The following is a 26091-nucleotide window of genomic DNA, read 5'->3' as shown; positions in this document are numbered from 1 at the left end:
CATTATAGCGGAAAATCTTCATGAGGAGTATGGTATAGTTCCAACAACAGATTTAGCTTACATTTATATAGATAGAGACTACCAAATTGATATTGACGATGATTTTATCAAAAAGGGCAAAGGTATCTATGAATATTTTGTAATTTACGATGAAATATTTAGGATTTATATGAATTTCTTACGAAATCTTATGTTAGACTACGCCAGTAGAACTATCAATTCAGATGTGGAGTTTATGAATATAGTGCTTAATGATGGATCATACATAATACTTGAGGGAGACGAGAGAAAAGTTTCTATACCGTTTCCAAAAGGTATAGCTACCACGCATACTCACCCGGGAATTTGTTTGTTTTCGCACAAAGATTTGGAAACTGCTGATCATTTATTTAGCATTGGCTACGCAGTAGTCTCAGTAATGAACATCAAGTGTGTTTCCTCTTTATATAGACGTGGTGTTTATACGTTAGATGATAAGCTAGTTCTTAAAAATTTAGTAGACAAGGTCAAAAAGGCTAAGAATTTAGAGGAATTAATGAATACATATAGAAATCTAACTTTTCCTACTTACTTAAAATTCGTCACTTATTCGATTTAGCTAACATATCTATTGTAGCCTCTGCTATATCAGCAGAATATCTTGCAACCCTCCTTAGAGATTCAACCACCATTGAAGTTGAAGTTATAATTTTTGGATTATCATTGCTTTTAATTGCTATTTCTTGTAATTCCCGCAATTTCTCAAATATCTCAAGATTTGAAATTAAATTATGTGCAACGTCTTTCTTTTCATTTAAAAAAGCATTTATAGCAGACTTATAGCTTTCCAAAACCGTAAGACCTAAATTCACTAGATCTTCTTTATTACTGAACTTACTTACATCCTCTGCTAGACTAGCTATTCTGTTTGCATGATCACCTACTCTCTCAATTGTTTTAGCTACTGAATATATATCGACAGTTTGTGTAAGATTATATCCTTCGGAGTCCAAGACGTTTATCGCTTTTACCGAAATAGTTAGTTGCCTGGCAATATAGAAGAAAAACCTATCCACCTCATCGTCTCTTCCGGAGATTTCTTTAGCTAGCTCAATATCAGACTTACTTATGGCCTCTAAGGAATCTCTAAGCATGTTATATGATATTGTAAATGCTCTTGATATTGCCTTTTTAATTGACAACTCTTTTTCATCAACGAGAAATTGTATAGAAATTGTGCTAACATCCTCTTCTATTACCTCTGCTCCTAGTAATCTTCTCCTTACTATGTCCTTAATATAAGCCCTTGTAGAGCTAGACATCCTAGGACATGTTATTGATACAGAAGAAAATCCAGCTATATAATACGCTATGAATTCCCTAATGATAGCTTCTGGCGATACGTTATCGCAATGTATAATCTTCTTGATTTCTTTCTGATCTATTGTATTGGCAGATTTGGGAACTATAAATAACTTCATGTCAGTATCTTGATATATCTCAACTTCATCGCCGGCAGATAATGATAGTGCCTTAATCCATTCTTTCGGTAAAGAGACTATATAGGTAGATCCTCCAGTTAACTGAATTTTCCTAGTTATTGATTTACCCAATCTAAATCTATATAGATCTATGTATTAACTTGGTAATAAGCTTCACTTTTCCTTTTTTCTACGATTTTCTCTGCGTCAGCTAACACTTTTCTCGCTTCTTCTTGCACATTAATCTTTATCTCTTTAGGTAGATTAACATTAACATAGAAACTACTATATATATCATCAAGTAGTACTGAGATATCTGGCGTTAAATGGAAAGTATCTTTAAGTAACCTTATTGCCTCTACTACTGATGCTGCACTAGTAACTATATTGCCTATATAGATAATAGTCTCAATTTTTATCTCAAGTATTTCTAAAATAACCTCTAGCGTCAGCAAATTGTTCATCACGTTCTCGAGAAGCTCAGACTCTTTAGCAACCATTTTCGATAAATGAGGGAATGAAGAAACATTTCTCATAAAGACATAATTATAAGTATCTAGCTTATTTTGCATCCTACTAATTATGTTTCGTAGCTTGTTTCTTGCAATTCTTACGTCAATTAGCAGTTCAGCTAAACTCTTTCCTTTCTTCTTCACGGAAATAGATATTAACTAGAAAGGTTTAAAAGGCTAAAGTTAAGTTAGTTTATTAGCTTTTTGCCTAACTTCCTTTTCTAATTCATCTAAAACGTCCTTGTAAGTCTTATAAAAGGTTGTGAGCTTATATGGCAAACCATATCCATCCGCCTCCTTATATACTATGTTGCTTTCCATTAGAACTCTTAAATGATGCATTACAGTTTTATAATCAAGTTCCAACGTTGAGGCTATTTGGTTAGGATTTAGAGGCTTCTCTTCTAATGTTCTTACTATTTTCAGCCTAGTTATCCCTCCTCTTGAAGTGAAAAAAAGGAACTTGAAAAACTTTTTAACTTGCTTTCGTTCCTTTTCACTCATTATACATTTAGAGATATAATTATAACTTGTTAAAATGTTTCATCACTATATATACAAACAGAATCCTATAGTTTGTCATCTTGATGAGTTTCTTTTCTCAACTACAGATTTAACCCTAGGCAATACATATTTCAGATCCAAATCGTTAACCAATTTAGCACACTCATCATTAATTGCAAGATACTCCAATTCTGTATATACACCATATTTAGCATATATGTCCCTTAATGAAGACTTCATGTCTAGATAATCCCTAATAAAATCTAAGTGCCCACATTTGGCAATAATGTATAATAATCCCAAATCCACTAATCTCCTTCTTCTATTTTTACCAATAAATATAACTCTCAGTCCTATATTTATCGCATCAATATTTTTGAATTCTTCCGCACTTATTTCATTCTCACTTATTTCTATAATAGCTTCTTCACTTAACAAATACCTTAATATTACATCACTAAGTGTCACAAACTTTTATTGAACACAATGATTAATTAAGTATATGGTAATTTGGGAGGAACTTAGAGAAAAAGCGCTTAGTAAAATATACCATGACAAAGAAATAGGTTACTTAGATCCAGATATTCTAGACTTTCTATTAGCTTTCTATAGGAATAGGAATGATGTATATACTCAAAGTAGTTGTAGCGGGAGAATAACTATTGTTGATGCTGAAATGCCTTGGGATAGGAAAAATTCAACTATTGTGTTTAAAAATCATTTAAGAATTACAGAACAAGATCTGGAGGGAGTTCTAGGAAAAGACCAAGTTAGAAGATTATGGTTAATAGTACAAGGACCAATCGTACATATTTACTCTAAAAACATAGACACGGCCTGGGAAATCTTGAAAATTGCTAGAGAAGCTGGATTTAAACATAGTGGAATTTTAGCTACAAATCAAAAGGGAGTCTTGGTAGAACTAAGAACCGGAATAAGAATGGTTCATCTCTTAAGAGAGACTAACACGGAGAAAATTGATAAGGAGAAAATAAAAACATTAGTAAATATAAGTAATGAAGTGTTGTCAAGAGGAAAACAAAAGATGAACCTATTGAAAGATCTGTTATCATCTAACTCCAATAATTCTGTGGAGCTGAGGAAGGACTCTAAATTGAAGACCCCTATCTAACACAATTTGCACTATTTCATTTATTGCATTTACATAATCGCTTCTATTCCCATCAGGTTGTAAGATAACTTTACGTGGATTAATATTCTGAGACTCGACGAATCTAACGACCTCATCTAGATCCTTGTTTGGGTAAACTATGACAAACTTATAGTACGTAGCCCAATCATCTGAGAAATCGTATTTTAGTTTATGACCTGAATTACTAAGCTTAGGAGAAACGGAAAAGACATCAACAATCTTCCTTAATTCCTCTGAAGGCTTTATTGTACCATTTGTCTCAACCACAATCTTATGCCCTATACTCTTAATTTCCTTAGCGAGTGGCAATATGTTTTGAAGTAAAGGCTCACCCCCAGTTATCGTGGTAGTTCTAACTCTCTTATCTATTTTTGAAATAATCTCATCTATGCTCATCTCAGTGCCAATTTCCCAAGAATACTTTGTATCGCACCATACGCACCTTAAATTGCACGTGGCAAGTCTAATGAAATTTGAAGGAGTTCCGATAATCTCCCCTTCACCTTGAATAGAGGTAAAGATCTCAATTACGCGATACTTCATTTGTACCACTACTTTTTATCAAACTAAAAAGCTCTTCCTTCAATTTATCTAAACCTATTCCCTTTTCAGCACTTATCTCATACCATTTACTTCCTTCTTTTAAAAGAAAGTCTACAATCTTCTTATAATATTCATTGTATCTCTCGTCAATCTTATTAATTACAGGTAATATAACCCTTTTTAGTAACTTTACTTCTCTAAATAATTCTATTTGACTTTCAACAGAAAGAACTGAGGAAATTGAGGAGTCGAACATGAATACAATAATACCGTTTAAATTTCTAATTGCATTAATAGCCTTTCTCTCTATATTATTTCTCTCAATTTCTGGCCTATCTAAAATACCTGGCGTATCTATAATCTGGATTCGAAAATCATCTAAAATTACGTGACCAACGTGAACCTCTTTTGTAGTAAACGGATAATTTGCAATTTCCGGTTTCGCTGTGGAGATTTTTGAAACTAGAGTAGACTTACCTACGTTTGGAGGACCTGCAACTATAATAGTTGGCAATAAAGGGTCTATACCCTGAATTTTCTTTAACTCTTTAGCTACATCTATCACTCTATCTATACATTCACTAGATTTTCTTAGAATGGAACTTACTCTTCCAAACGCTTGACGCATTATTAAATTCGCTTCATTTTCAGGCCGTTTCCTTATCTGATCGATGTATTTTTTCAGTATCTTCATGGATATTACGCTAGCTTTCTTGGTATCTGACAAACAGATTTTCAGTTTATCAATATCAGTTACGATTTTAGTTGCCTCTAAATAAAAAGGATGTAATTCATCAATTCTAGGGAATTGCTCTACAAAGTCATAATATTTCTTAACTCTTTCATAGTATTCCTTTAGCCTTCTTATCTCTCTATCTCTAATCGTAGTACCACCTATCTTTGGGAGTCTCTTTAGCATAGTATCAATGGTGGAATTAACCTTGGGCGGGATCTGTAACTTTTCAAATGGATTCAACATATCTTAGTTCCTGGAGGGACCTCTCCATCTACAGTTAGTATCCTAGGTTTTATTCCTTTCGCCTCGTCCTCTTTACACCCAGCAGCTAATAACATACCTTGACTTTCAAAACCTCTAATCACTCTAGGCTTTAAATTAGCTATAATTATTATCTTCTTATTTAATAACTCGTCTGGAGTGTAATATTCTCCTAAACCAGCAATTATTTGCCTTTGTTCTGAACCCAGGTCAACTATGAGTTTTAGGAGTCTTGTTCCTTCAATTCTTTCAGCTTGTCTTACAATTCCTACCCTAAGGTCTAATTTTGCAAAATCGTCTATTGTAATTTGACTGCTCATGAGCTTAAGCATAATTGAAGAATTATAAGGATTTTGATTTACATAATTAAGTAAAAATTAATAGTCATTATAAGCTAACTTTTTATATCAGCTATGTAAAATAGTCGTAATGGAAGTTAACAAGATTTCCGAGGGAAAAACTAAGATAGTTTATGATTTTGACAAGGATCATGTATTACTCAGGTTTAAGGATGATATAACAGCAGGTGATGGTCAAAAAAAGGATATACTAGAGGGTAAAGGAGTTTTAAACGCTCAAACATCAGCATTCTTCTTCAGATTATTGGAAAGATATGGTATAGAAACGCACTACGTAGGAATGAAGGATGAAAGAACAATGATAGTAAAGAGACTAAAGATGATACCAGTAGAAGTTGTAGTAAGAAATATTGCAACAGGTAGCATTGTTAAGCGATTACCAATAAAAGAAGGTGAGGTTTTTGAACCACCAATAGTAGAATTTTTCTTAAAGGACGACTTACGTCATGATCCTTTACTCAACTATTACCATATGGAACATCTTAAACTAATGAGTAGAAAGGAGGCGCAATATATAGAAGATATAATGATAAAGGTAAATGATATATTATCCAGCTTTATTAAAAACAAAGGATTAATATTATATGACTTTAAGTTAGAATTTGGCCGTTTAGACGATAAATTAGTGATCGGAGATGAAATATCATTAGATAGTATGAGGATTAGAAACGCTAATTCAAGAATCTTTGACAAGGATTTGTATAGAAAAGGATACGATTTGAAAACAGTAAAAGCCTCGTATGAAGAATTTCTAAAAATAATTACTTCATGAGGTCTCGTGTATGAAGTACTATTATGTAGAATTGATAATAATAAATAAAGATTCCGTTAGAGACCCTGAAGGAGAAACGATACAAAGGTATGTTATTGAAAAATATACAAACAACATAATCGAGACGAGAGTAGGAAAGTACATCCAGTTCAAAATTGAGGCTAATAATGAAGAAGATGCAAAGAATTTGATAGAGAAAATTGCAATTGAGGGAAGATTATACAATCCAATAGTTCATAAAATTCTCGTTAGAGTGAGAAAAGAATGATTGCAATAGTTAAGTTCCCTGGTACTACTTGTGAAACTGATGTTTATAAGGCATTAATAGAGGCTGGAGTTCCCACAAGGATAGTAAAGTATAAGGACTTAGATCCGGATAAATATAGTGGCGTAATTTTACCTGGAGGATTTAGCTTTGGGGATTGTCTTAGAGCTGGAAGTATTGCCGCTAATACAGAAACTATAAAGAAAATCAAGCAGATGACAGAAGAGGGAAAGATAGTAATTGGAATATGTAACGGGTTCCAAATTCTTGTTGAAAGTGGGCTATTAAAAGGGGCCTTGTTACCAAATTTAAAGTTAAGATTTATCTCGAAGTGGGTGTACCTTAAGGTAATTAGAACTGATACAGTCCTAACTAAGGGACTAGATAAGAAAATAATAAAAATGCCTATAGCTCATGCAGAAGGTCGGTATTATGTAGATGATATAGAGTATGCAAAAACAAATATGGTCCTTCAATATTGTGATGAGAACGGAAATGTGAGAGAGGATGTGAATCCTAACGGATCATTACTTAATATAGCCTCAATAGCAAATGAACAAGGAAATGTAATAGGAATGATGCCACATCCGGAGAGAGCTTCCTTCAAACTAACATCAGTTGACGGATCAGTAGATGGACTAATTCTTTTGAGGAGGTTGAGAGAATGGGCATAAATCTTCTCCCGATAGAAATGGATGACATTCGAAAAAGATTAAGCAGAGAGCCTAATGAGATTGAATGGAGAGTAATTGATGCTGTATGGTCCGAACATTGTTCTTATAAGTCATCTAAAATCTTCTTGAAGAGCTTTTCTACAGATAGCCCTAATGTAATAATGGGTATAAAAGACTGGCAGGATGCTGGAGCGGTGGACATAGGAGAGGGATGGGCAATAGTAATAAAGGTTGAAAGTCATAACCATCCGTCCGCCATTGATCCATTCAATGGTGCCGCTACAGGTGTAGGAGGGATAATAAGGGATATTATCAGCAAAGGGGCCAAGCCAATCGTACTCATGGACATGATAAGAGTTGGGAATCTAAACATAAGAAAAAACGTATGGTTACTTAAGAACATAATTGCAGGAATTGCAGCATATGGGAATAGCATTGGAGTTCCAGTAGTTGGTGGGGAATTATCATTCGATGATACATATAATGATAATCCGCTAGTAGATGTGGCTGCTATCGGAATAGTTAGAAAAGATAAGATAAAACCAAGTGTTGTAGATAAAGCAGGACTTAAGTTAGTCTTAGCAGGGCTTACAGGAATTGATGGTTTAGGGGGAGCTTCATTTGCGTCAAGAAAGCTAAGTGGAGAAGACGAAATTGGAGCAGTCCAGATAGCTGATCCTTTTGCTGGAAAAATTATACTGGATGTAACCTTAGAGATTGCCGATAAGGTAGAGGCTATTAAAGACCTAGGTGGTGGAGGATTAGCAGTTGCTGTAACTGAGATGACAAATGGACTTGGTGCTATAGTAGATATAGAGAAAATTCCGTTGCGCGTGAAAAATATGGATCCAGCAGATGTAATCATATCTGAAACACAAGAGAGAATGTTATACGCAGTAGAGGAGAAAAACGTTGAGGAAGTATGCAAAGCTTTTGAAGAGTATGAATATCCTTGCAGTGTAATAGGTGAGGTAACTAGTGAACCAGTAATTAAGTTTAGATATTTTGGTAAAGATCTAGTTTCCCTACCCACAAACGTATTGTTAGATCCACCGAAGTTTTTATGGCCAATAAAAAACGTTAAGAAGAACGTTGAAGAGAAAATTGTTAATTTACCGTTAGAAAGTACAATATACTCAGTATTATCACATCCTGATTTAGTAAGTAAAGAATGGGTATATTCGCAGTTCGATTACGAAGTAAATACTTCAACAGTAATTAAACCCGGTAATGCTGATAGTGCAGTAGTTTCGCTTCCTAATGGAAAGTTATTAGCGATAAAGGCAGATGCAAATCCTGACCTATGCTCTGAGGATGCATATGAGTGTGGAAAAGGAATAGTGGCAGAGGCTTATAGGAATTTAGCTACAGTAGGGGCAAAAGGGATAGTAGCTGTAGACCATTTACAGTTTGGAGACCCAAAAAAGGCAGAGGTTTACTATACTTTCGTAGAAGCAATAAGAGGTATAGGAGAGGCGGCTAGATTCTTTAACATACCTATTGTTGGTGGGAAAGTATCATTTTATAATGAAAATAGCCAAGGAAGACCGATAAAGCCAACACCTTTAATTGTAATGGCAGGTTTGATTCAAGGTAAATTACTTAAAAATAGAGTGGAAGACAATTCCTACGTTGTATTATTAGGGTACACACGAAAAGAATTAGGAGGATCATTATTATCAAAGATATTTAAAATTCCTAGCCAAGCTCCTAAAGTAAGATTACAAGAGGATCTGTTATCTTCTGAAGTAGTAATTGATGCTATAAATGAGGAAAAAATTACATTTGCAAAGGATATAAGTAGAGGTGGCCTAGCGGCTTCTCTTTTCAACATACTAGTTCGTGGATATGGAATAGAAATCAGTACTAAGAATATTTTGAGTGATACTGACAATATAATAGAGAATCTATTCTCTGAAAGCAGTGGACGTTTCATAGTCTTAACTAATGAACCAGAATGGATAGTTGAAGAGAGTAAGAGTAAGGGTATTGTAGCGTCTATAATAGGAAGGGTTAATAAGAAAACCAATATATTAACTATTGATAATATAGATTATAATCTTAAAAGTATAGTTGATAATTACTTCAATTTTCTAGAAGAGGTGATGAGTAATGGATAGCATACGTGATAAATGTGGAGTCTTTGCGGTATCTAGCCCTAAAGAAGTAAATATTCAACTGGTAGTAGAGGGAATTAGGCTACTTCAGCATAGGGGTCAAGAATCTGCAGGAATTGCATATGCTGAGAATGGGAAAATATTAACAATTAAGGGATCTGGACTTGTGGACGAAGTATTTAAGGAAAATCTTAATAAATTTATAAAAAACGGAATAGGTCATGTAAGGTACTCAACTAGTGGAAAAAGCTCAATTGAAGAAGCACAGCCTTTAGGTGACTCAAGCATAGTTGTGGCATTCAATGGAACTATAAGCAACTATTACCAATTTGGTTCATTTAGCGTAGATACTGAATTTATATATAAGTTCTTTAAGCAAAAATTAAGCTTTCACTCTATTCCAGATGCCGTAAAGGAATTTATGAAAGTTGTTGATGGCGGATATTCAATAGCTATTCTTTTGAACGATGAAAAGATTGTGGTATTTAGAGATCCTAGAGGATTCCATCCAGTTGTATTAGGATCTTTAGAAGGATCATTAATAGTTTCCTCGGAGGATTCCGTTATTAGACAACTAGGTGGAAACGTTTTGAAACATATTCTACCAGCTGAAGTAATAATCATGAAAAATGGCAAAATATTATATGACGAAGTAATTTATGAAGAGGAGAAGAGTTACGCTACTTGTTCTTTCGAATATATATACTTTGCAAGACAAGATTCCAATATAGATGGGTATTCAGTCTACTCGGCTAGGATAAGGTTAGGTGAATTATTAGCAGAAAAACATCCAGCTAACGGAGACATTGTAGTTCCAGTACCGGACTCATCAAGACCAATAGCGTTAGGCTTTTCTAGAAAAAGCCATATACCCCTAGAGGAACCTCTGGTTAGAACAATTTCATCCGTAAGATCATTCATAATGCCAACTCAAGATAAGAGAAATGAGGTACTAGAAGAAAAATTTGGATTAGTTATTGATGTAGTAAAGGACAAAAGAATAGTTTTGATAGATGACTCAATAGTTAGAGGAAATACCATGAAGAGAATAATAAGTATGTTACGTAATGCTGGTGCCAAGGAAATTCATGTACGTATAGGATCACCTATGATAAAATATCCCTGTTATATGGGAATAGACTTTCCTAAAAGAGAGGAGTTGATTGCACATAATAAATCTGAAAAGGAGATAGGAAAAGAGTTGAATGCGGATTCTATTGAGTTTTTAAGTATTGAAGAGATGGTACAAGCAATAGGTAGAAGAGACTTATGCAAAGCATGTTTTTCTGGGATTTATCCTCTCAAATTCAAGTATAACTCAACTGAGTTAGAAAGAGTATTTGGGAAGTGATATTATGGCTGGAATATTAGGTATATTAGCATTTGATAACGTGTGGAATGTATCTAGGTTTTTATACTATGGCCTAATAGGCTTACAACACAGAGGATACTCTAAAAGTGGAATAGCAATATTAGACAAGCAGAGAAATATATTTACTAAACTTGAGAACGTAGCACCTGAGGATTTAGAAATTAAAGACCTAAATGGATGGGCTGGAATAGGTTATGCTGGAATTAGAAATAGTTATCCCATGACAATAGATAATGGCGCTATAGTTGTTGATGGGATAATAGATAATGCCAATATTCTAAACCAAGTTATAAAAGATCCAGAAAATGCAATAACTGAAATTAAAAAACCGATCTCGTTCATAGCTATAAGTAAAGACGGCCAGTTAATAGCCTATAGAGATGAATTAGGACTTAAGCCACTAAGCATAGGCGGATTTGGATTTGATTTAGCAATTATCTCCTCCGAACCAACATCAATGTTTGTAATAGGGGCTGAGTTCAAGAGGGAAATTAACCCTGGGGAGTTAGTAATTGTTGATAAATATCATATAGAATCTAAGCAAGTAAGAATACCTAGAAAATCATACTGTACTATAGAGTACGTGTATCAGGCAAGGATAGATAGTATCGTTAACGAAAAAGATATCTATGATCTGAGAGTGAAGATAGGAGAAGAATTAGCTTTGGAATACCCAATAAATGCTGACTCAGTTATTGGAGTTCCAGATACTGCTTTGCCTTTCGCAATAGGTTACTCTAGGAGATTAAACATACCACTAGACTTAGGCTTTACTAGAACTGGAAGTCCGATAAGGACAATGTTATCGTCTGATGCTTTCCTAAAGGTAGTTGGAGTTCAACTTAAGCTAAACCCAATAAAAAGTGCAGTAAAAGGAAAGAAAATAATTTTAATAGATGATTCAATGGTTACTGGAACTACCCTTAAAAACACTATATTTAACTTGAGAAAATTAGGCGCAAAGGAGATCCACGTGTTAATAGGAAGTCCTAAATTAATCTCGCAATGTCCATATGGGGTTGAGGTTCCAGAAGAAAAGGAATTAATTTCGGCTAATCTTGATGATGAAAAAATAGCTAGGGTTTTAGGTGCAGATTCTATACATTGGTTAAGTTTAGAAGGATTGTTCAGAGTTATTGGGCATAGAAATCTCTGCTTAGGATGTATGACTAAAAAATACCCTTGGTGAGAAAGATGAAAGTATTATTAGTTGGGGATGGAGCAAGAGAAAATGTCCTAGCTTATTCACTAGAAAAATCAACTAAAGGTTACAAGGTTTATGCGCTGTCATCATACATTAATCCTGGAATTAATTCAGTAGTGAAAGCCACCGGTGGAGAGTATTTTGTAGGTAACATAAACTCCTCAGATATCGTTGAGAAGGTAATTAAGAAAGTAAACCCAGATTTGGGGGTTATTGGACCAGAGGAGCCATTATTCCATGGAATATCTGACGTTTTCAGACAAGAGGGAATCCCGGTATTTGGAGCTAGCAAAAAGTGCGCTAGGATAGAGGAATCTAAGGCTTGGGCAAGAGAGTTAATGTGGAAATATTCTATTCCAGGGAGATTGAGGTATAAGGTATTTTATACAATAGAGGATGCTGCAAGGTTCATATTAGAATATGGAGGCTCTGTTGCAGTTAAACCTGCTGGCCAAGCTGGAGGAAAGGGAGTTAAGGTAATAGCTGACTTAGAGGCTTACTTAACACATGATAAGAGAGAGGCATTGACAAAAAGCGTAAACGAGATAGGGAGTCTATACAATAAGGAAGGTGAGCCAAGAATTATAATAGAGGAAAAAGTTGACGGGCCAGAATACACACTTCATGTTTTAACTGATGGAAAAACAACTATTCCCCTACCTTTAGCACAAGACTATAAGAACGCATATCAAGATGGGATAGGACCCGAGACCGGAGGGATGGGAGCAATTTCTGGGCCTACTGAATTGCTTCCATTTATCAATAGCGAGGAGTACCAAACAACTTATGACATAGTTAAAAGGACTATAGATGCAATATATAAAGAGACTAAAGAGAGATATGTAGGAGTCATAGCAGGGCAAATGATGTTGACTGAACTTTGGGGACCCACAGTAATTGAATATTATTCAAGATTTGGTGATCCAGAAGCTTCGGCCATAATTCCAAGAATTGAGTCTGATTTTGGAGAAATTATTGAGTTAACTGCTACTGGACATTTAAGTAAAGCTCATATAAAATTAAATGAACAACCTTCTGTAGTAAAAGCTATTGCTACGTTAGGATATCCTATCTCAAAACAAATGGCATCTGGACATATGATTGCACTAGATTTAGATAAAATGAAAGAGCATGGATGTATGGTGTTTTTTGGATCTGTGGCATTAGAGGGAACACAACTTGTAACTAAAGGCTCTAGAGCTTTAGAAATAGTTGCGATGGGAGATTTCAAAGAAGCTTCCGAGAACTTGGACAAGTGTATCCAATACGTTAGCAGTGATACTAAATTAATATACAGAACTGACATTGGAAAGACAGTTGAATATCAGAGTGAAAAAGCTGAAATTATAAGATATTCTTATAAAAATAGAGAAAGAAGAGGAATTCTTGGAATTTCTGCAGATTGGTCTCCCAATGGTGGATTATGGTGAGCGAAGAATATAAGAAAGCAGGAGTTGACTTAGAAAAGTTACGTGACTATCATAATGTAATTTCTCAAATGATCTCGTCTACTTATAAAAATACTATTGTAGGAGCAGGACATTATTCTGGAGTAGTTAAGATAGGTAATCTTAACATAGCGATGCATACTGATGGTGTAGGAACAAAGACTTTACTAGCCTTACAAACTGGAATAATAAAGCCTGTAGGAATAGACTGCGTTGCTATGAATGTTAATGATCTAATATGTGTTGGAGCAAAGCCAGTTGCATTAGTAGATTACATTGCCTTAGAAAAGCCTATGGATAATGTGGTAAATGAGATTATTAATGGTATTGTTCAAGGTGCCAAAGATGCTGATGTTGAAGTTATTGGGGGAGAAACCGCTATTATGCCAGATGTGATTAGAGGATTTGATCTTTCTTGTACTGCGATAGGAGTCGTAGATAATCTAAAAACGGGAATTGACATAAAGCCTGGAGATTATATATTAGGATTAGAAAGCAATGGCATACATTCTAATGGGTACTCCTTAGTTAGGAAATTAATAGAAGAGGGTAAAATTTCACTTGATGATTATAAAAGTGAATTACTAAAACCGACTAGAATTTATGTCAAACCAGTTTTGGAAGTTATAGATATGATAAAGGGAGCAGCACATATAACTGGAGGTGCGTTTACTAAGCTTAAAAGACTTACTAGTTATAAGATTGTCTTAAACATGCCGGACCCCCCAGAGATTTTTAAAATTATCGAAAAAGCAGGAGTACCTCACAAGGAGATGTATAAAGTGTTCAATATGGGTATAGGTATTGTCTTATTTGTTTCAGAAGAACTTATGAATGAAGTAAAAACAAAACTAGAAAAATATGGAACTGTATATGAACTTGGCAGAGTATATAATGGTAATGGGATCACTATAAAGACTTATAAGAAGGAGATTCTCACGTTATAGAATTATGTGTATACCTTTTAAACTCTAAAGAATATAGAGGGTTCCAGTGACCTCTATATGAAACAAACTGATATAAAGTCTTTAGTAAATTATGTAGCTTTAAAGATATTAGGTGGAAGCGACTATCTATTAGAAGCATTAGAAGAATACTTAGTGAAAGGAGAAGGACCAGCTACAGTAGCCTATAAATATAATATTTCAAAACATCAACTCCGCGGATATGCCCAAAGAATTATTGAAAAGAGCGGAAGTGAAGGAAAAGCTAAGAAACTCGTGCCAATACTTAAAGCCATTTCTGAGGGAATTACACCAATAGTCAAAAAGGAGAGCGACGGATCATACGAGTGCTCATTATGTAATATTATCATAGCTAAAGAAGATAGTGAAGAACACATAAGGAAATACCATAAGGAGAGTCTCAATGAAAATATTAATATCATGATGCAAAGATTGGAGAAAATAAAGAAAGACCTACAACAAAATAAAGCCGTAATATTTACTTCTGCAAGTTAATGATTTTTTACGTAACTTTTAACTTCTTTTTAACGGTTTCCTATTAAGAGCTACCACTTAGGTTTTTAAAAACTAGAAACATTCTATTATATATGCGAAAAGTAGTAAGTGTAAGATTGAAAGAAGATATACTGAGAGATGTTGATATATATACTAGAAAACTTGGCCTAAATAGTAGAACTGAGTTCATAAAGCAAGCAATTGAATTCTATATAAAGAGTAAGAGCTAAAGGAAACCTTTAACATGCTATTTATGAAGAAACCCTTATTTTTATGATATGAATGGTTTTTAAGCTACTTCTTTACCCTTTTTTGTGAGATGAAAATAGTCCTTGCATACTCTGGTGGACTTGATACTACAGTATCGATTAAATGGCTAAAGGAAACCTTTAAGGCTGAAGTTATAACAGTTACTGTAGATGTTGGACAAAGAGATGATTTCAAAAAGATAGAAGAGAGAGCATACATAGCTGGAGCCTCAAAGCATTATACAATAGATGCTGTTAAGGAATTTGCCAACAATTATATATCATATGCGATAAAATTAAATGGATTATATGAGGGAGTTTACCCTTTATCTACGGCACTGGCAAGACCATTAATAGCGGAAAAAGTAGTTGAAGTAGCAAAAAAAGAGAAAGCCGATGCAGTAGCTCATGGCTCTACATCTAAAGGAAATGATCAAGTAAGATTTGACCTTACAGTAAAAGCATTATATCCAGACGTTAAGATAATAGCACCAGCTAGAATATGGAATATGACTAGAGAAGATGAAATAAAGTATGCTAAGGAGAAAGGAATACCTATCAAGGTTGAAAGCAGCAAATACAGCATAGACGAGAATCTTTGGGGAAGGAGCATAGAGGGAGATACAATCTCTGATCCTTCCGTTGAGGTTCCAGAAGACGCCTTTGAATGGACTAAACAGATCTTTAACAGTAAGGAAATAATCTCTATAGAATTCAGTAATGGTATTCCTACAGCCGTGAACGGAGAGAAAATGGAATTACATAAGTTAATAAATTTACTGAACTCAAAATTAGGAAGCCACGGGTTTGGCAGAATAGAGCATATAGAAAATAGGGTAGTTGGATTTAAGTCTAGGGAGGTATATGAAGTACCGGCGGCTTTAGGTTTAATTTATTCGCATATCGATTTAGAAAAAACTATCTATACCCCTATGGAATTAAGATTCAAAAAATACGTTGATCAGTTATGGTCTGATTTAGTATATCAAGGATTATGGTTTGAACCACTAAGGGAGACACTACATAAAATTGCTGACGAAATGAATAAATGGATTACTGGAGAAGTGAAGGTTGAAGTTTACAATGGCTCGTTCAGAATACTAGGCAGGAAATCGTATTACTCTCCATATTCTGAAAAACTTGCTAGTTATAATAAAGGATGGTATCCAAGTGACGAAATGGCTAGGGGATTTATAGAAATTTGGGGAATGCACTCACTAATAACGAGAAGAGTAAGGGGGCTCTGATGCTATATAGAAAATGGGGATCTGAAAAAGATGAAGTAGTTAGCTATACCTCATCCATAGATAGTGACAAAGAGATCATAGAAGAAGTAAAACTGACTATGAAGGCACATGTAATAAGCCTTTATTTAAGTGGATACATAAAGAAGGAGACCGCTAAAAAGATTCTTGCTGTTTTAAACGAGTTTAAAGAAATCGGTCAAGGGTACGAGGACGTTCATGAAGCGTTAGAGGATTTCGTGCTAAAGAATGTAGGAGAAGAAGCCGGATGGATCGGATTAGGTAGAAGTAGAAATGATCACGTTGCTACAGCTTTAAGACTGAAACTAAGAGACAAGCTAATAGAACTTCTAACTGAAATCAATAGTCTAAGAAAAACATTATTAGATAAAGCAAGAGAACACATAACAACAATATTTCCCTCGTATACACATTTACAATTGGCACAACCCACCACCTTTGCCCATTACTTAACCTACATTGAGGAGGAGTTAGCTTCAAGATGGGAAATAATATTTTCCATGCTAAAACAAGTCAATAGATCGCCATTGGGCTCTGGAGCAATAGTAGGGACAAACGTTAAGATTAATAGAGAAAAAGAAGCTGAACTATTAGGGTTTGATGATATAGTATATAACACATTGTCAGCTACGTCATCGAGAGCGGACATTATCGCTACGATCGCAGAATTAACCGTGTTGATGGTAGTATTAAGTAGAATAGCAGAGGATTTAATTTTCTTTTCTTCAAATAAATTAATTAAATTACCAGACTCTCATGTTAGTACAAGCAGTTTAATGCCACAGAAAAGAAATCCAGTCACAATGGAGATACTGCGAGCAAAAGCAGCAGAGACTATAGGCATATTAACCAGTTTACTTTCTATTTACAAGGGTTTACCTACTGGCTATAACCTTGATTTACAAGAGATGAATAAATATTATTGGATTCCAATAAATTACACTATTTCTTCAGTTAGAATTTTAGGCTCACTCTTTAGCCAAATACAAATAAATAAAATAAACATTGATGAATCTAGCTTAGCTACTGATGACGCTGAATTACTTTCCATAAATAAAAGAATACCTTATAGATCGGCCTACTTTGAGATAGCTAAGAAAGTTAGGGATGGTTCTTATAAGTCAACTTTAAAAATAGAGGATTCAATTAATATGAAGGCAGTAATAGGGTCTCCTAATTTTGATTTAATAACTAGCTTGATAAAAAGTAGAGAAACTAAGTTAGAAGAAAATGAAAAGGAAATTGAGATGTACAAATTAAAAATTATTTCTAAAGTGGGAGAATTAAAGGTGATAGAAAATGAAATCGAAGAATGAAAAGGGTTATCTGTATCTAGAAGATGGAACGTTTATTGAAGGATATGGTTTTGGAGCTAAAGGAATTAAGGTAGGAGAAGTAGTATTTACAACTTCTATGAATGGATATGTGGAGAGTTTAACAGACCCTTCATACAAGGGACAAATACTAATTATTACTCACCCATTAGTCGGAAATTATGGCGTGCCAGAAAAGAAGTATGAGCAAGGTATTCTAACCAATTTCGAGTCAGAAAGAATACAGATTGAAGGCTTAATAGTAGCTGAGCATACATATCCTAGTAAATGGAACTCCACGCTGACATTAGATGAGTGGCTGAAATCAGAGAACGTACCAGGAGTTTTTGATGTTGATACGAGAATGATTGTAAAAAAGATTAGAACCTATGGTACGATGATGGGAATTATAGCTTCAGGTTTAGAAATAGGTGATACCAGAAAATATCTAGAAAAAAAATACGATGAAATAGATTTCACGCAATTTACATCACCCAAGTCGCCAATCTTTCATCCAAATACTGGAGATATGATCGTAGTGGTGGATTGTGGAATAAAACATGGAATTTTGTACGGACTGTATAAGAGAGGATTCTCGATTGTTAGAGTCCCTTGCAATTTTGATGCTAGTAAGATAATTGAGTACAATCCTAAGGGAATTGTATTTAGTAATGGTCCAGGTAATCCCAATTTGCTAGAAAATCAAATTAAGACGTTCTCTGAATTAGTGGAGTATAAGATTCCAATCTTAGGTATTTGCTTAGGGCATCAAATAGCAACTCTAGCACTGGGAGGTAAAATTAAGAAAATGAAATTCGGACATAGGGCAATAAACAAACCAGTAATTGAAAGCAATTCCAATAAATGCTATATATCCACTCATAATCATGGGTATGGTATCATATCTAAAAACGATATCCCGCCTAGTACTAAAATTTGGTTCTATAATCCAGACGATTATACAATAGAAGGCTTAATCCATGAAAAATTACCAATTATCACTACACAATTTCATCCTGAAGCTAGACCAGGTCCTTGGGATACAACTTGGGTATTTGATAAATTTAGAACTATGGTGACTGGAAAATGAGAGAAACTCCAAAAAAGGTTCTGGTTATTGGATCTGGACCTATAAAAATAGCTGAAGCTGCAGAGTTTGATTATAGTGGAAGTCAAGCGTTAAAGGCATTAAAGGAGGAAGGAATAGAGACAGTATTAGTAAATTCTAACGTGGCAACAGTACAGACTAGCAAGAAATTTGCTGATAAATTATACATGTTACCAGTAGTCTGGTGGGCTGTAGAGAAGGTTATAGAGAAGGAGAGACCAGATGGTATAATGATAGGGTTTGGAGGACAAACTGCGTTGAATGTTGGAGTAGACTTGCATAAAAAGGGAGTATTACAGAAATATAATGTCAAAGTGTTGGGAACGCAAATTGATGGAATAGAGAAGGCACTGAGCAGAGAAAAGTTTAGAGAAACAATGATAGAGAATAATTTACCAGTACCCCCAAGTTTATCTGCAAGGAGTGAAGAAGAGGCGATAAAGAACGCAAAAATCGTAGGATATCCAGTAATGGTGAGAGTAAGCTTCAATCTAGGTGGAAGAGGCTCTATGGTAGCGTGGACTGAAGAAGACCTGAAGAAGAATATTAGGAGAGCGTTATCCCAAAGTTACATAGGAGAAGTTCTGCTTGAGAAATATCTTTACCATTGGATAGAATTAGAATATGAAGTAATGAGAGACAAAAAGGGCAATTCTGCTGTAATAGCATGTATTGAAAATCTAGATCCAATGGGAGTCCACACTGGAGAGTCAACAGTAGTTGCTCCTTGCCAGACTTTAGATAATCTTGAATATCAAAATATGAGAACCTATGCAATAGAAGTTGCAAAATCAATCAATCTAGTCGGGGAGTGCAATGTACAATTTGCACTTAACCCTAAAGGCTATGAATATTACATTATAGAAACTAATCCGAGAATGTCTAGATCAAGCGCTTTAGCTAGTAAGGCTACTGGTTATCCCTTGGCATATGTTTCTGCTAAATTAGCATTAGGATACGAACTCCATGAAGTTATAAATAAAGTATCCGGAAGAACTTGCGCATGTTTTGAACCAAGTTTAGACTATATAGTAACTAAAATCCCTAGATGGGATTTAAGCAAGTTTGAGAACGTCGATCAATCGTTAGCAACTGAGATGATGAGCGTGGGAGAGGTCATGAGTATAGGAAGATCGTTTGAGGAGAGTTTACAGAAAGCTATAAGGATGCTAGATATTGGTGAACCTGGGGTCGTAGGGGGAAAGGTATATGAGTCCAATATGAGTAAAGAAGAAGCGCTAAAGTACCTCAAAGAAAGAAGACCATACTGGTTCTTATACGTAGCTAAAGCCTTCAAAGAAGGGGCAACAATTGATGAAGTATATGAGGTTACCGGAATTAATAAATTCTTTTTGAATAAGATCAAACGATTAGTAGATTTCTATGAAACACTTAAAATATCGAAAGAAATTGATGAGGAAACATTAAAGTTAGCTAAGAAATTGGGATTTAGTGATGAGCAGATATCTAAAGCGTTAAATAAACCTACTGAGTATATTAGAAAAATTAGATACGAAACCAACACAATACCAGTAGTAAAGCTTATAGACACATTAGCTGGAGAATGGCCTGCGGTTACTAATTATATGTATTTAACATATAATGGCTCAGAGGATGATATAGAATTCTCACAAGGGAATAAATTACTAATAATTGGTGCAGGAGGTTTTAGAATAGGAGTTTCAGTTGAATTTGATTGGAGTGTTGTATCTCTAATGGAGGCAGCATCAAAGTACTTTGACGAAGTAGCAATACTTAATTATAATCCAGAAACCGTTTCAACTGATTGGGATATTGCGAGAAAGCTTTACTTTGATGAAATTAGTGTGGAAAGAGTATTGGATTTAATAAAGAAGGAGAAGTTTAGATATGTTGCTACGTTTTCTGGAGGGCAAATAGGCAATTCAATAGCTAAAGAGTTAGAGGAAAATGGAGTGAGGTTATTAGGAACATCGGGTAGCAGTGTAGATATTGCAGAAAATAGGGAAAAGTTCTCAAAACTATTAGATAAGTTAGGTATACCACAACCTAATTGGATATCTGCGACATCATTAGGCGAGATTAAGAAGTTTGTCAATGAGGTAGGATTTCCGGTTCTTGTAAGACCGAGTTACGTTTTAAGTGGATCTTCAATGAAAATAGCTTATTCAGAAGAGGAACTTTATGAGTATATAAGAAGAGCTACCGAGATCTCTCCTAAGTATCCGGTAGTAATTTCGAAGTACATAGAGAACGCAATAGAAGCAGAAATTGATGGGGTTTCTGATGGAAATAAGGTATTAGGAATAACATTGGAGCATATAGAAGAGGCAGGAATCCACAGCGGAGATGCAACAATGTCAATTCCTTATAGAAAATTATCTGAAAATAGTGTAAATAAAATGAGAGAGAATGTATTGGGTCTAGCTAGAGAACTAAATATAAAAGGACCATTCAACGTACAATTTGTAGTAAAGGAAAATACTCCATATATAATTGAATTAAACCTTAGAGCAAGTAGATCAATGCCGTTTAGTAGCAAAGCAAAGGGTATTAATCTAATCAATGAGGCTATGAAAGCTATATTTAATGGTTTAGATTTCTCTGAGGACTATTATGAACCTCCATCTAAGTACTGGGCTGTAAAGAGTCCTCAATTCTCGTGGTCTCAATTAAGAGGAGCTTATCCATTTCTGGGACCAGAAATGAAAAGTACTGGAGAGGCTGCATCGTTCGGAGTAACATTTTATGATGCATTACTAAAGAGTTGGCTTTCATCAATGCCCAATAGAATACCAAATAAAAATGGAATAGCATTGGTCTATGGTGATAAAAATTTAAATTACTTAAAGGATACTGCAGATAATCTAACTAGACTTGGACTAACAGTCTATAGCATCTCTGAGCTTCCATTACAAGGTATAGAAACAATAGACAAAATGAAGGCAGAAGAACTAGTAAGAGCTAAGAAGATAGAAATAATTGTGACAGATGGGTATCTAAAGAAATTTGATTATAACATTAGGAGGACAGCTGTTGATTATAATATTCCAATAATTCTCAACGGTAGATTAGGGTATGAGATAAGTAAAACTTTCCTAGATTATGATTCACTTACTTTTTTCGAAATATCTGAGTATGGGGGAGGAATATAATTGAAGGTAGCCTTAGTAGTAGATATAATTAGACAAGAGGAGAAGTTAATAATAAAAGCGTTAAATGAAAGACAAATAGACTACGATGTAATCAATGTAGGTCAAGAACCTATTCCGTTTAATAAAGCACTTAGCAAGTATGATGTTGGAATAATCAGACCAGTGAGTATGTATAGGGCTCTTTACTCATCTGCGGTTTTAGAGGCTGCAGGTGTACATACGATAAATTCAACAGACGCCATCAGCACTTGTGGAGATAAGATATTAACATATTCTAAACTGTTTAAGAATGGGATTCCAATACCAGACTCGATAATAGCCGCATCTCCAGATGCTACTATGAAAGCGTATGAACAGATGGGATTTCCAATAATAGATAAACCACCTATTGGAAGTTGGGGAAGAATGGTATCTTTAATAAGAGATGTTTATGAAGGAAAGACAATTATAGAACATAGAGAAATGCTTAACAACTCAGCACTGAAAGTACACATAATTCAAGAATATATCAAATATAAAGAAAGAGATATAAGATGTATAGTAATAGGAGATGAGTTATTGGGATGTTATGCAAGAAATATTCCACCTAACGAGTGGAGAGCAAATGTTGCATTAGGAGGAAATCCTACACCTATTCAATTAGACGATAAAATAAGAGAATTAGCTGTAAAGTCTGTAAAGCTAGTAAAAGGCGAATTCGTGTCTATAGATATATTAGAGCACAAATCAAAAGGATATGTTATAAATGAGCTAAATGACGTTCCAGAATTTAAAGGCTTTATGCTAGCAACTGGTATCAATGTTGCCGAAAAGCTAGTAGATTATATCATCAAGACCTACCGAGCTTAGCCAGAAAAATATCATGATTAGTCTCCTCCAATAATCTTCTTATAATATCGATCTTTTGCCTTAACCCGGGTACTAAGGATTTAGGATACTCGAAGCTCCATAGTAATTCATATACCTCTTCCATCATCTCATATGTTTTTTCAGCTTCATCTATTTCATTTTTCTTAAGTAACTCTAGTACTCTTCTTCTCATCTCACCTATTGCATCTGCTATTCCACTTATGTAGTATATATCTGGAATACCAAGTTCTTTAGAAAGTTTTAAGTCAACGTCAAAGTACAATGAGATCACTATAGAAGCCTCCGCTAGTTCTTGATACGCTATTCCTACGTCCCCATATAATAGTTCAGGAAAGTTATCTATAATCTTTTGAATTTCAGATGCTTTGGAGATTGCAAGCTGATACTTTCTTAGTGCATCTTCCTTTTTACCCTTATGAGAAAGCGAAATCGCCTCACCACAATATCTTATTAATTCTCTAGCCAATAACAATACTCTTTCTCTATTTTCAAATCTTTCTTGAAGCATGTCACTAATTGAATCAAGATAATCTTTGATTTTCTGAACCAGCATAATAACTCCAATCATATTCACATTTTTAACTCTATCCATTTGGAGAAACTTACTTATACTTCTTAAACATGTTTATACATATGAAACCCATTAATAGGGTGGCTGTAATAGGAGCTGGTGTAATAGGCATAGGTTGGGCAACCCTCTTACTAACGAAAGGTTATAAGGTAAATTTGTATACAGAAAAGAAGGAGACTTTAGAAAAGGGTTTAGCAAAAGTATCAACTTATTTAGTTAACTTGAAAAATATGGGAATGATATATGGAGAACCAGAAGACTATCAAAGAAATCTAACTGGAACTATGAAAATTGATGAGGCAATTCAGAATGTTGACTTTGTAATAGAAGCTATAATTGAGGATTATAGTGTTAAGAAGACTCTATTCAAAAATCTGGATGCTCAATTACCTCGAGATATAGTAATTGCGAGTAGTACCTCTGGTCTATTAATTACTGAAATACAGAAAGTTATGATCAAATACCCAGAAAGAGGGGTAATCGCTCATCCATGGAATCCGCCCCATCTATTGCCCTTAGTAGAAATAGTACCTGGCGAGAAAACATCAAAGGAGACATTAGATGTTACTAAAGAATTCATGGAAAAATTAGATAGAGTAGTAGTATTAAAGAAGGAAGTTCCTGGTTTCATAGGAAATAGGCTAACCTTTGCCTTATTTAGAGAAGCAGTGAATTTAATTGATGAAGGAGTAGCTACAGTTGAGGATATAGATAAAGTAGTGACAGCTGCCATAGGTCTAAGATGGGCATTTATGGGACCATTCTTAACTTATCATTTAGGTGGAGGAGAAGGAGGAATTGAATACTTCTTTAGTAAAGGATTCGGATATGGCGCAAATGAGTGGATGCATACTCTAGCGAAGTGGGACAAGTTCCCTTATACAGCTGTCAAGAAAATTGTGGAGCAAATGAAAGAATACAAATTTATAAAAGGAAAGAGCTTTCAAGATTTATCAAGATGGAGAGATGAGACCTTAATAAGAGTCTATAAAGCAGTATTTGGGGAAAAAGGTAATTTATAATTGATCCTTTTCACTCTACTCTCTAAATTCTAAGATTCCCAAACTCTCAAGTAACCCAGCGTCTGTTACGTCAAATAGTACACAATCCTCATTTCCAGTATTAACGTGATAATGAACTTCATTTGCAGGTACTACGAAAATGTCGCCAGCCTTCCACTCTATCTTATCATTTCCAATAACTGAGTATCCTTGACCCTTAAATACCAAATATATCGATGCCATATTATGAGAGTGAGGTTTAGTTGAAACCCCAGGTTTAAGTAATTGAAAACCTGCCATCATTGTTGGTGTTAATCCCTTGTTTCTACAAGTTGAGGGAGAGAAGAACATTATTTTGGCTACACCCTTTTGTGTCTTTCCTGACTCTGAGATCCTCTCTAATAGAGGCAAAACTTTCTCAAATTTTATTAACTTTGGTTTAACCTTTTCTGGAGGAGTTGTATATTCCATAAAAATTGCTACTTTTAAATCATCTTGTTCAATTTGCTTTACTAATTCTTCTACTTCTCTTCTAAATGAGTCCTGCTTTTCAGTTCTTTTTAAAACTTCCATATGAAGATTATGTTTAAACTGCTTAAAAAGATGACTATTATAAAATAGACATTATAAAATAATTATAAGATTTAAAGGGATATGTGGATATAAATACGTTTCTATTTTATAACTAATAGTGTAATTAAGGCAGTAATAATTCCCGCTACTATTAGTTGAACCATTGTATATATCTTTGCTTTAATTCCATCACCATAAAGCAACCCCAATACTGCTAAACTTAATATTCCTATACTTAAAGATAGCATAATATCATGAGAATAATCATACGAGTAAAATATTAACAAGCCCAAGAATGGAGAAATACCATGGGCAATAGCAGCTAAGACTGCAGCTATCTTAGCACTATAATCATATATAGTACCTTTTAGACTCTTCAGAACTTGCTTCTCTATTTTCTCCAATTCAGTTTTTTTCTCCCCTAATTCTACCACTAGCGCATTCCATGTTGATGAAATTGCAGTAGCTATTATCCCACTATATATTGATAGAGAAATACTGGTTAGGCTAATATGTGAGATCACACCAGCCAACAAAATCGACAAGCTTAATAGAATACCGTCAAATGCACCTAACACTATATAGCGCCTAACTGAAGATTTTAATTCATATTTTACCACGTATTTTAATGCTTCATATAACTTATTTGCCACATTCCAAATTAGGATTGAACTTTTATATTAGATTAATGCAGTGCTTTTGATGAATAGACAGATTCTCTTAGCGTTAGCAGTATTGGTAATAATAGTGATGGCTATAGGAGTTTACGAGGGACATAAATATAAAACAGAAATTAATACAATAGCGTTGGGCAACCAGCAAATAGATGGAATGTACGTTTTGAAAGTTAAAGTATTAATGAATTATGGACTATTTGGCGGAGAGTCACCTCTGGCAAATGCAGTAATTTGGATTTATAAATATAATGGAACTACTTACTTATTCTATACTTATAATTTCACTGACTCACAAGGGATAGCATCTTTTAGTTTACCAGCAGGACAATATAAGATCTTAGTAACACAGCTACATTTAACCTATATAGTTAACTTAAATCAAAACGAAGAGGTTATAATAAACTATGCATATTTAAATAGTGGATGAAGATTACGGGAGTACAACTGAGAAGAATGATGTAGTGGTCCTTCACTGATAAAATTTATTTTAA

General features: G+C 34.5%; 29 protein-coding genes. 19 read left to right on the top strand and 10 right to left on the bottom strand.

All coding sequences use genetic code 11. From position 1 onward, the window contains the following. The first annotated feature begins 190 nt into the window (after positions 1-190). Positions 191-598, top strand: a complete 408-nt coding sequence (locus GFS03_RS08640) for a hypothetical protein (RefSeq protein WP_181443744.1) — start codon at positions 191-193, stop codon at positions 596-598. Here the strand turns inward: GFS03_RS08640 and GFS03_RS08635 are convergent. The 4 genes from GFS03_RS08635 to GFS03_RS08620 all read right to left on the bottom strand — a co-directional run bounded on the left by GFS03_RS08635 (position 582) and on the right by GFS03_RS08620 (position 2944). Continuing rightward, entirely contained in the window at positions 582-1592 is a 1011-nt protein-coding gene (locus tag GFS03_RS08635) for a PhoU domain-containing protein (protein WP_153423494.1), read from the bottom strand. The genes GFS03_RS08640 and GFS03_RS08635 overlap by 17 nt on opposite strands. Positions 1593-1609: 17 nt before the next feature. Next, positions 1610-2116, bottom strand: a complete 507-nt coding sequence (gene cdvB3 / locus GFS03_RS08630; RefSeq protein ID WP_153423492.1) for a cell division protein CdvB3 — start codon at positions 2114-2116, stop codon at positions 1610-1612. A gap of 39 nt (positions 2117-2155) precedes the next feature. Further along, positions 2156-2476: an ArsR/SmtB family transcription factor gene (locus GFS03_RS08625; RefSeq protein WP_153423490.1), complete on the bottom strand. Its 321-nt coding sequence runs from the start codon at positions 2474-2476 to the stop codon at positions 2156-2158. 75 nt (positions 2477-2551) lie between these two features. Further along, on the bottom strand, positions 2552-2944 hold the full coding sequence (locus tag GFS03_RS08620) for a hypothetical protein (protein ID WP_153423488.1): 393 nt from the start codon (positions 2942-2944) through the stop codon (positions 2552-2554). A 34-nt stretch (positions 2945-2978) separates the two neighbouring features. Between GFS03_RS08620 and GFS03_RS08615 the strand changes: the two genes are divergently transcribed. Next, positions 2979-3608, top strand: a complete 630-nt coding sequence (locus tag GFS03_RS08615) for a tRNA(Phe) 7-((3-amino-3-carboxypropyl)-4-demethylwyosine(37)-N(4))-methyltransferase (protein WP_153423487.1) — start codon at positions 2979-2981, stop codon at positions 3606-3608. Here GFS03_RS08615 and GFS03_RS08610 read toward each other — a convergent pair. The 3 genes from GFS03_RS08610 to metG are packed head-to-tail and all read right to left on the bottom strand — an operon-like array spanning position 3546 to position 5501. Beyond that, complete coding sequence (locus GFS03_RS08610) at positions 3546-4172, bottom strand: 7-carboxy-7-deazaguanine synthase QueE (RefSeq protein ID WP_153423485.1); 627 nt, start codon at positions 4170-4172, stop codon at positions 3546-3548. The genes GFS03_RS08615 and GFS03_RS08610 overlap by 63 nt on opposite strands. Further along, a complete protein-coding gene (locus GFS03_RS08605; RefSeq protein ID WP_153423483.1) occupies positions 4153-5151 on the bottom strand; it encodes an NOG1 family protein in 999 nt (332 codons plus the stop codon). Before GFS03_RS08605 ends, GFS03_RS08610 begins: the two co-directional genes overlap by 20 nt. Then, positions 5145-5501: a methionine--tRNA ligase subunit beta gene (metG, locus tag GFS03_RS08600; RefSeq protein WP_153423482.1), complete on the bottom strand. Its 357-nt coding sequence runs from the start codon at positions 5499-5501 to the stop codon at positions 5145-5147. The genes GFS03_RS08605 and metG overlap by 7 nt, the downstream gene beginning before the upstream one ends. 97 nt (positions 5502-5598) lie before the next feature. Between metG and purC the strand changes: the two genes are divergently transcribed. The 15 genes from purC to lysX all read left to right on the top strand — a co-directional run bounded on the left by purC (position 5599) and on the right by lysX (position 22757). After that, positions 5599-6300 carry a phosphoribosylaminoimidazolesuccinocarboxamide synthase gene (gene purC, locus GFS03_RS08595; RefSeq protein ID WP_153423481.1) on the top strand — a complete coding sequence of 234 codons (702 nt, stop codon included), beginning with the start codon at positions 5599-5601 and terminating at the stop codon, positions 6298-6300. A gap of 10 nt (positions 6301-6310) precedes the next feature. Beyond that, entirely contained in the window at positions 6311-6568 is a 258-nt protein-coding gene (gene purS, locus GFS03_RS08590) for a phosphoribosylformylglycinamidine synthase subunit PurS (RefSeq protein WP_153423479.1), read from the top strand. Then, the gene (gene purQ / locus GFS03_RS08585; protein WP_153423478.1) at positions 6565-7239 is read left to right on the top strand and encodes a phosphoribosylformylglycinamidine synthase I; all 675 of its coding nucleotides are present in this window, start codon (positions 6565-6567) and stop codon (positions 7237-7239) included. Before purS ends, purQ begins: the two co-directional genes overlap by 4 nt. Then, entirely contained in the window at positions 7230-9359 is a 2130-nt protein-coding gene (gene purL / locus GFS03_RS08580; RefSeq protein WP_153423477.1) for a phosphoribosylformylglycinamidine synthase subunit PurL, read from the top strand. The genes purQ and purL overlap by 10 nt, the downstream gene beginning before the upstream one ends. Next, positions 9352-10707: an amidophosphoribosyltransferase gene (purF, locus tag GFS03_RS08575; RefSeq protein ID WP_153423476.1), complete on the top strand. Its 1356-nt coding sequence runs from the start codon at positions 9352-9354 to the stop codon at positions 10705-10707. The genes purL and purF overlap by 8 nt, the downstream gene beginning before the upstream one ends. A gap of 4 nt (positions 10708-10711) precedes the next feature. Beyond that, on the top strand, positions 10712-11917 hold the full coding sequence (locus tag GFS03_RS08570; RefSeq protein ID WP_153423474.1) for an amidophosphoribosyltransferase: 1206 nt from the start codon (positions 10712-10714) through the stop codon (positions 11915-11917). 5 nt (positions 11918-11922) lie between these two features. Beyond that, entirely contained in the window at positions 11923-13362 is a 1440-nt protein-coding gene (gene purD, locus GFS03_RS08565) for a phosphoribosylamine--glycine ligase (RefSeq protein ID WP_153423472.1), read from the top strand. Beyond that, the gene (purM, locus tag GFS03_RS08560; protein WP_153423470.1) at positions 13356-14327 is read left to right on the top strand and encodes a phosphoribosylformylglycinamidine cyclo-ligase; all 972 of its coding nucleotides are present in this window, start codon (positions 13356-13358) and stop codon (positions 14325-14327) included. The genes purD and purM overlap by 7 nt, the downstream gene beginning before the upstream one ends. Positions 14328-14384: 57 nt before the next feature. Further along, positions 14385-14840: a hypothetical protein gene (locus GFS03_RS08555; protein WP_153423468.1), complete on the top strand. Its 456-nt coding sequence runs from the start codon at positions 14385-14387 to the stop codon at positions 14838-14840. Positions 14841-14932: 92 nt separating this feature from the next. After that, positions 14933-15070 carry a ribbon-helix-helix domain-containing protein gene (locus GFS03_RS08550; RefSeq protein WP_153423466.1) on the top strand — a complete coding sequence of 46 codons (138 nt, stop codon included), beginning with the start codon at positions 14933-14935 and terminating at the stop codon, positions 15068-15070. Between the two features lie 89 nt (positions 15071-15159). After that, positions 15160-16335 (top strand): argininosuccinate synthase, encoded by a 1176-nt coding sequence (locus GFS03_RS08545; RefSeq protein ID WP_153423464.1) that lies wholly within the window; start codon positions 15160-15162, stop codon positions 16333-16335. After that, entirely contained in the window at positions 16335-17669 is a 1335-nt protein-coding gene (gene argH, locus GFS03_RS08540; protein ID WP_153423463.1) for an argininosuccinate lyase, read from the top strand. The genes GFS03_RS08545 and argH overlap by 1 nt, the downstream gene beginning before the upstream one ends. Continuing rightward, on the top strand, positions 17653-18756 hold the full coding sequence (gene carA, locus GFS03_RS08535) for a glutamine-hydrolyzing carbamoyl-phosphate synthase small subunit (RefSeq protein ID WP_153423461.1): 1104 nt from the start codon (positions 17653-17655) through the stop codon (positions 18754-18756). Before argH ends, carA begins: the two co-directional genes overlap by 17 nt. Further along, on the top strand, positions 18753-21908 hold the full coding sequence (gene carB, locus GFS03_RS08530; RefSeq protein WP_153423459.1) for a carbamoyl-phosphate synthase (glutamine-hydrolyzing) large subunit: 3156 nt from the start codon (positions 18753-18755) through the stop codon (positions 21906-21908). Before carA ends, carB begins: the two co-directional genes overlap by 4 nt. Next, positions 21909-22757 carry a lysine biosynthesis protein LysX gene (gene lysX / locus GFS03_RS08525; protein ID WP_153423458.1) on the top strand — a complete coding sequence of 283 codons (849 nt, stop codon included), beginning with the start codon at positions 21909-21911 and terminating at the stop codon, positions 22755-22757. Here the strand turns inward: lysX and GFS03_RS08520 are convergent. Continuing rightward, positions 22738-23370 (bottom strand): haloacid dehalogenase, encoded by a 633-nt coding sequence (locus GFS03_RS08520; protein WP_153423456.1) that lies wholly within the window; start codon positions 23368-23370, stop codon positions 22738-22740. The genes lysX and GFS03_RS08520 overlap by 20 nt on opposite strands. Positions 23371-23399: 29 nt before the next feature. On the opposite strand from GFS03_RS08520, the gene GFS03_RS08515 reads away from it, so the two are divergent. Next, the gene (locus tag GFS03_RS08515) at positions 23400-24371 is read left to right on the top strand and encodes a 3-hydroxyacyl-CoA dehydrogenase family protein (RefSeq protein WP_153423454.1); all 972 of its coding nucleotides are present in this window, start codon (positions 23400-23402) and stop codon (positions 24369-24371) included. 15 nt (positions 24372-24386) lie between these two features. On the opposite strand, the gene GFS03_RS08510 is transcribed toward GFS03_RS08515, so the two are convergent. Both GFS03_RS08510 and GFS03_RS08505 read right to left on the bottom strand, forming a co-directional pair. Next, positions 24387-24923 carry a cupin domain-containing protein gene (locus tag GFS03_RS08510; RefSeq protein WP_153423453.1) on the bottom strand — a complete coding sequence of 179 codons (537 nt, stop codon included), beginning with the start codon at positions 24921-24923 and terminating at the stop codon, positions 24387-24389. Positions 24924-25024: 101 nt separating this feature from the next. Next, positions 25025-25576, bottom strand: coding sequence for a hypothetical protein (locus GFS03_RS08505; protein WP_153423451.1), 552 nt, complete (start codon positions 25574-25576; stop codon positions 25025-25027). Positions 25577-25625: 49 nt separating this feature from the next. On the opposite strand from GFS03_RS08505, the gene GFS03_RS08500 reads away from it, so the two are divergent. Next, on the top strand, positions 25626-26027 hold the full coding sequence (locus tag GFS03_RS08500; protein WP_153423449.1) for a hypothetical protein: 402 nt from the start codon (positions 25626-25628) through the stop codon (positions 26025-26027). Positions 26028-26091: the final 64 nt, after the last annotated feature.

Origin of the sequence: Sulfolobus sp. E5-1-F, from assembly GCF_009601705.1 — an archaeon.
Lineage (GTDB): Archaea > Thermoproteota > Thermoprotei_A > Sulfolobales > Sulfolobaceae > Saccharolobus.
The sequence above is the reverse complement of the archived record's forward strand: the minus strand, read 5'-3'. Positions and strand labels throughout refer to the sequence as shown.

Excerpts from the sequence above, each read along its gene's own strand:
- GFS03_RS08640 (WP_181443744.1), top strand. The coding sequence starts at position 191 with ATGTTAGACTACGCCAGTAGAACTATCAATTCAGATGTGGAGTTTATG.
- GFS03_RS08625 (WP_153423490.1), bottom strand. The coding sequence starts at position 2,476 with ATGAGTGAAAAGGAACGAAAGCAAGTTAAAAAGTTTTTCAAGTTCCTT.
- GFS03_RS08615 (WP_153423487.1), top strand. The coding sequence starts at position 2,979 with ATGGTAATTTGGGAGGAACTTAGAGAAAAAGCGCTTAGTAAAATATAC.
- GFS03_RS08610 (WP_153423485.1), bottom strand. The coding sequence starts at position 4,172 with ATGAAGTATCGCGTAATTGAGATCTTTACCTCTATTCAAGGTGAAGGG.
- GFS03_RS08605 (WP_153423483.1), bottom strand. The coding sequence starts at position 5,151 with ATGTTGAATCCATTTGAAAAGTTACAGATCCCGCCCAAGGTTAATTCC.
- metG (WP_153423482.1), bottom strand. The coding sequence starts at position 5,501 with ATGCTTAAGCTCATGAGCAGTCAAATTACAATAGACGATTTTGCAAAA.
- purC (WP_153423481.1), top strand. The coding sequence starts at position 5,599 with ATGGAAGTTAACAAGATTTCCGAGGGAAAAACTAAGATAGTTTATGAT.
- purS (WP_153423479.1), top strand. The coding sequence starts at position 6,311 with ATGAAGTACTATTATGTAGAATTGATAATAATAAATAAAGATTCCGTT.
- purQ (WP_153423478.1), top strand. The coding sequence starts at position 6,565 with ATGATTGCAATAGTTAAGTTCCCTGGTACTACTTGTGAAACTGATGTT.
- purL (WP_153423477.1), top strand. The coding sequence starts at position 7,230 with ATGGGCATAAATCTTCTCCCGATAGAAATGGATGACATTCGAAAAAGA.
- purF (WP_153423476.1), top strand. The coding sequence starts at position 9,352 with ATGGATAGCATACGTGATAAATGTGGAGTCTTTGCGGTATCTAGCCCT.
- GFS03_RS08570 (WP_153423474.1), top strand. The coding sequence starts at position 10,712 with ATGGCTGGAATATTAGGTATATTAGCATTTGATAACGTGTGGAATGTA.
- purD (WP_153423472.1), top strand. The coding sequence starts at position 11,923 with ATGAAAGTATTATTAGTTGGGGATGGAGCAAGAGAAAATGTCCTAGCT.
- purM (WP_153423470.1), top strand. The coding sequence starts at position 13,356 with ATGGTGAGCGAAGAATATAAGAAAGCAGGAGTTGACTTAGAAAAGTTA.
- GFS03_RS08555 (WP_153423468.1), top strand. The coding sequence starts at position 14,385 with ATGAAACAAACTGATATAAAGTCTTTAGTAAATTATGTAGCTTTAAAG.
- GFS03_RS08550 (WP_153423466.1), top strand. The coding sequence starts at position 14,933 with ATGCGAAAAGTAGTAAGTGTAAGATTGAAAGAAGATATACTGAGAGAT.
- GFS03_RS08545 (WP_153423464.1), top strand. The coding sequence starts at position 15,160 with ATGAAAATAGTCCTTGCATACTCTGGTGGACTTGATACTACAGTATCG.
- argH (WP_153423463.1), top strand. The coding sequence starts at position 16,335 with ATGCTATATAGAAAATGGGGATCTGAAAAAGATGAAGTAGTTAGCTAT.
- carA (WP_153423461.1), top strand. The coding sequence starts at position 17,653 with ATGAAATCGAAGAATGAAAAGGGTTATCTGTATCTAGAAGATGGAACG.
- carB (WP_153423459.1), top strand. The coding sequence starts at position 18,753 with ATGAGAGAAACTCCAAAAAAGGTTCTGGTTATTGGATCTGGACCTATA.
- GFS03_RS08520 (WP_153423456.1), bottom strand. The coding sequence starts at position 23,370 with ATGGATAGAGTTAAAAATGTGAATATGATTGGAGTTATTATGCTGGTT.
- GFS03_RS08515 (WP_153423454.1), top strand. The coding sequence starts at position 23,400 with ATGTTTATACATATGAAACCCATTAATAGGGTGGCTGTAATAGGAGCT.
- GFS03_RS08510 (WP_153423453.1), bottom strand. The coding sequence starts at position 24,923 with ATGGAAGTTTTAAAAAGAACTGAAAAGCAGGACTCATTTAGAAGAGAA.
- GFS03_RS08500 (WP_153423449.1), top strand. The coding sequence starts at position 25,626 with ATGAATAGACAGATTCTCTTAGCGTTAGCAGTATTGGTAATAATAGTG.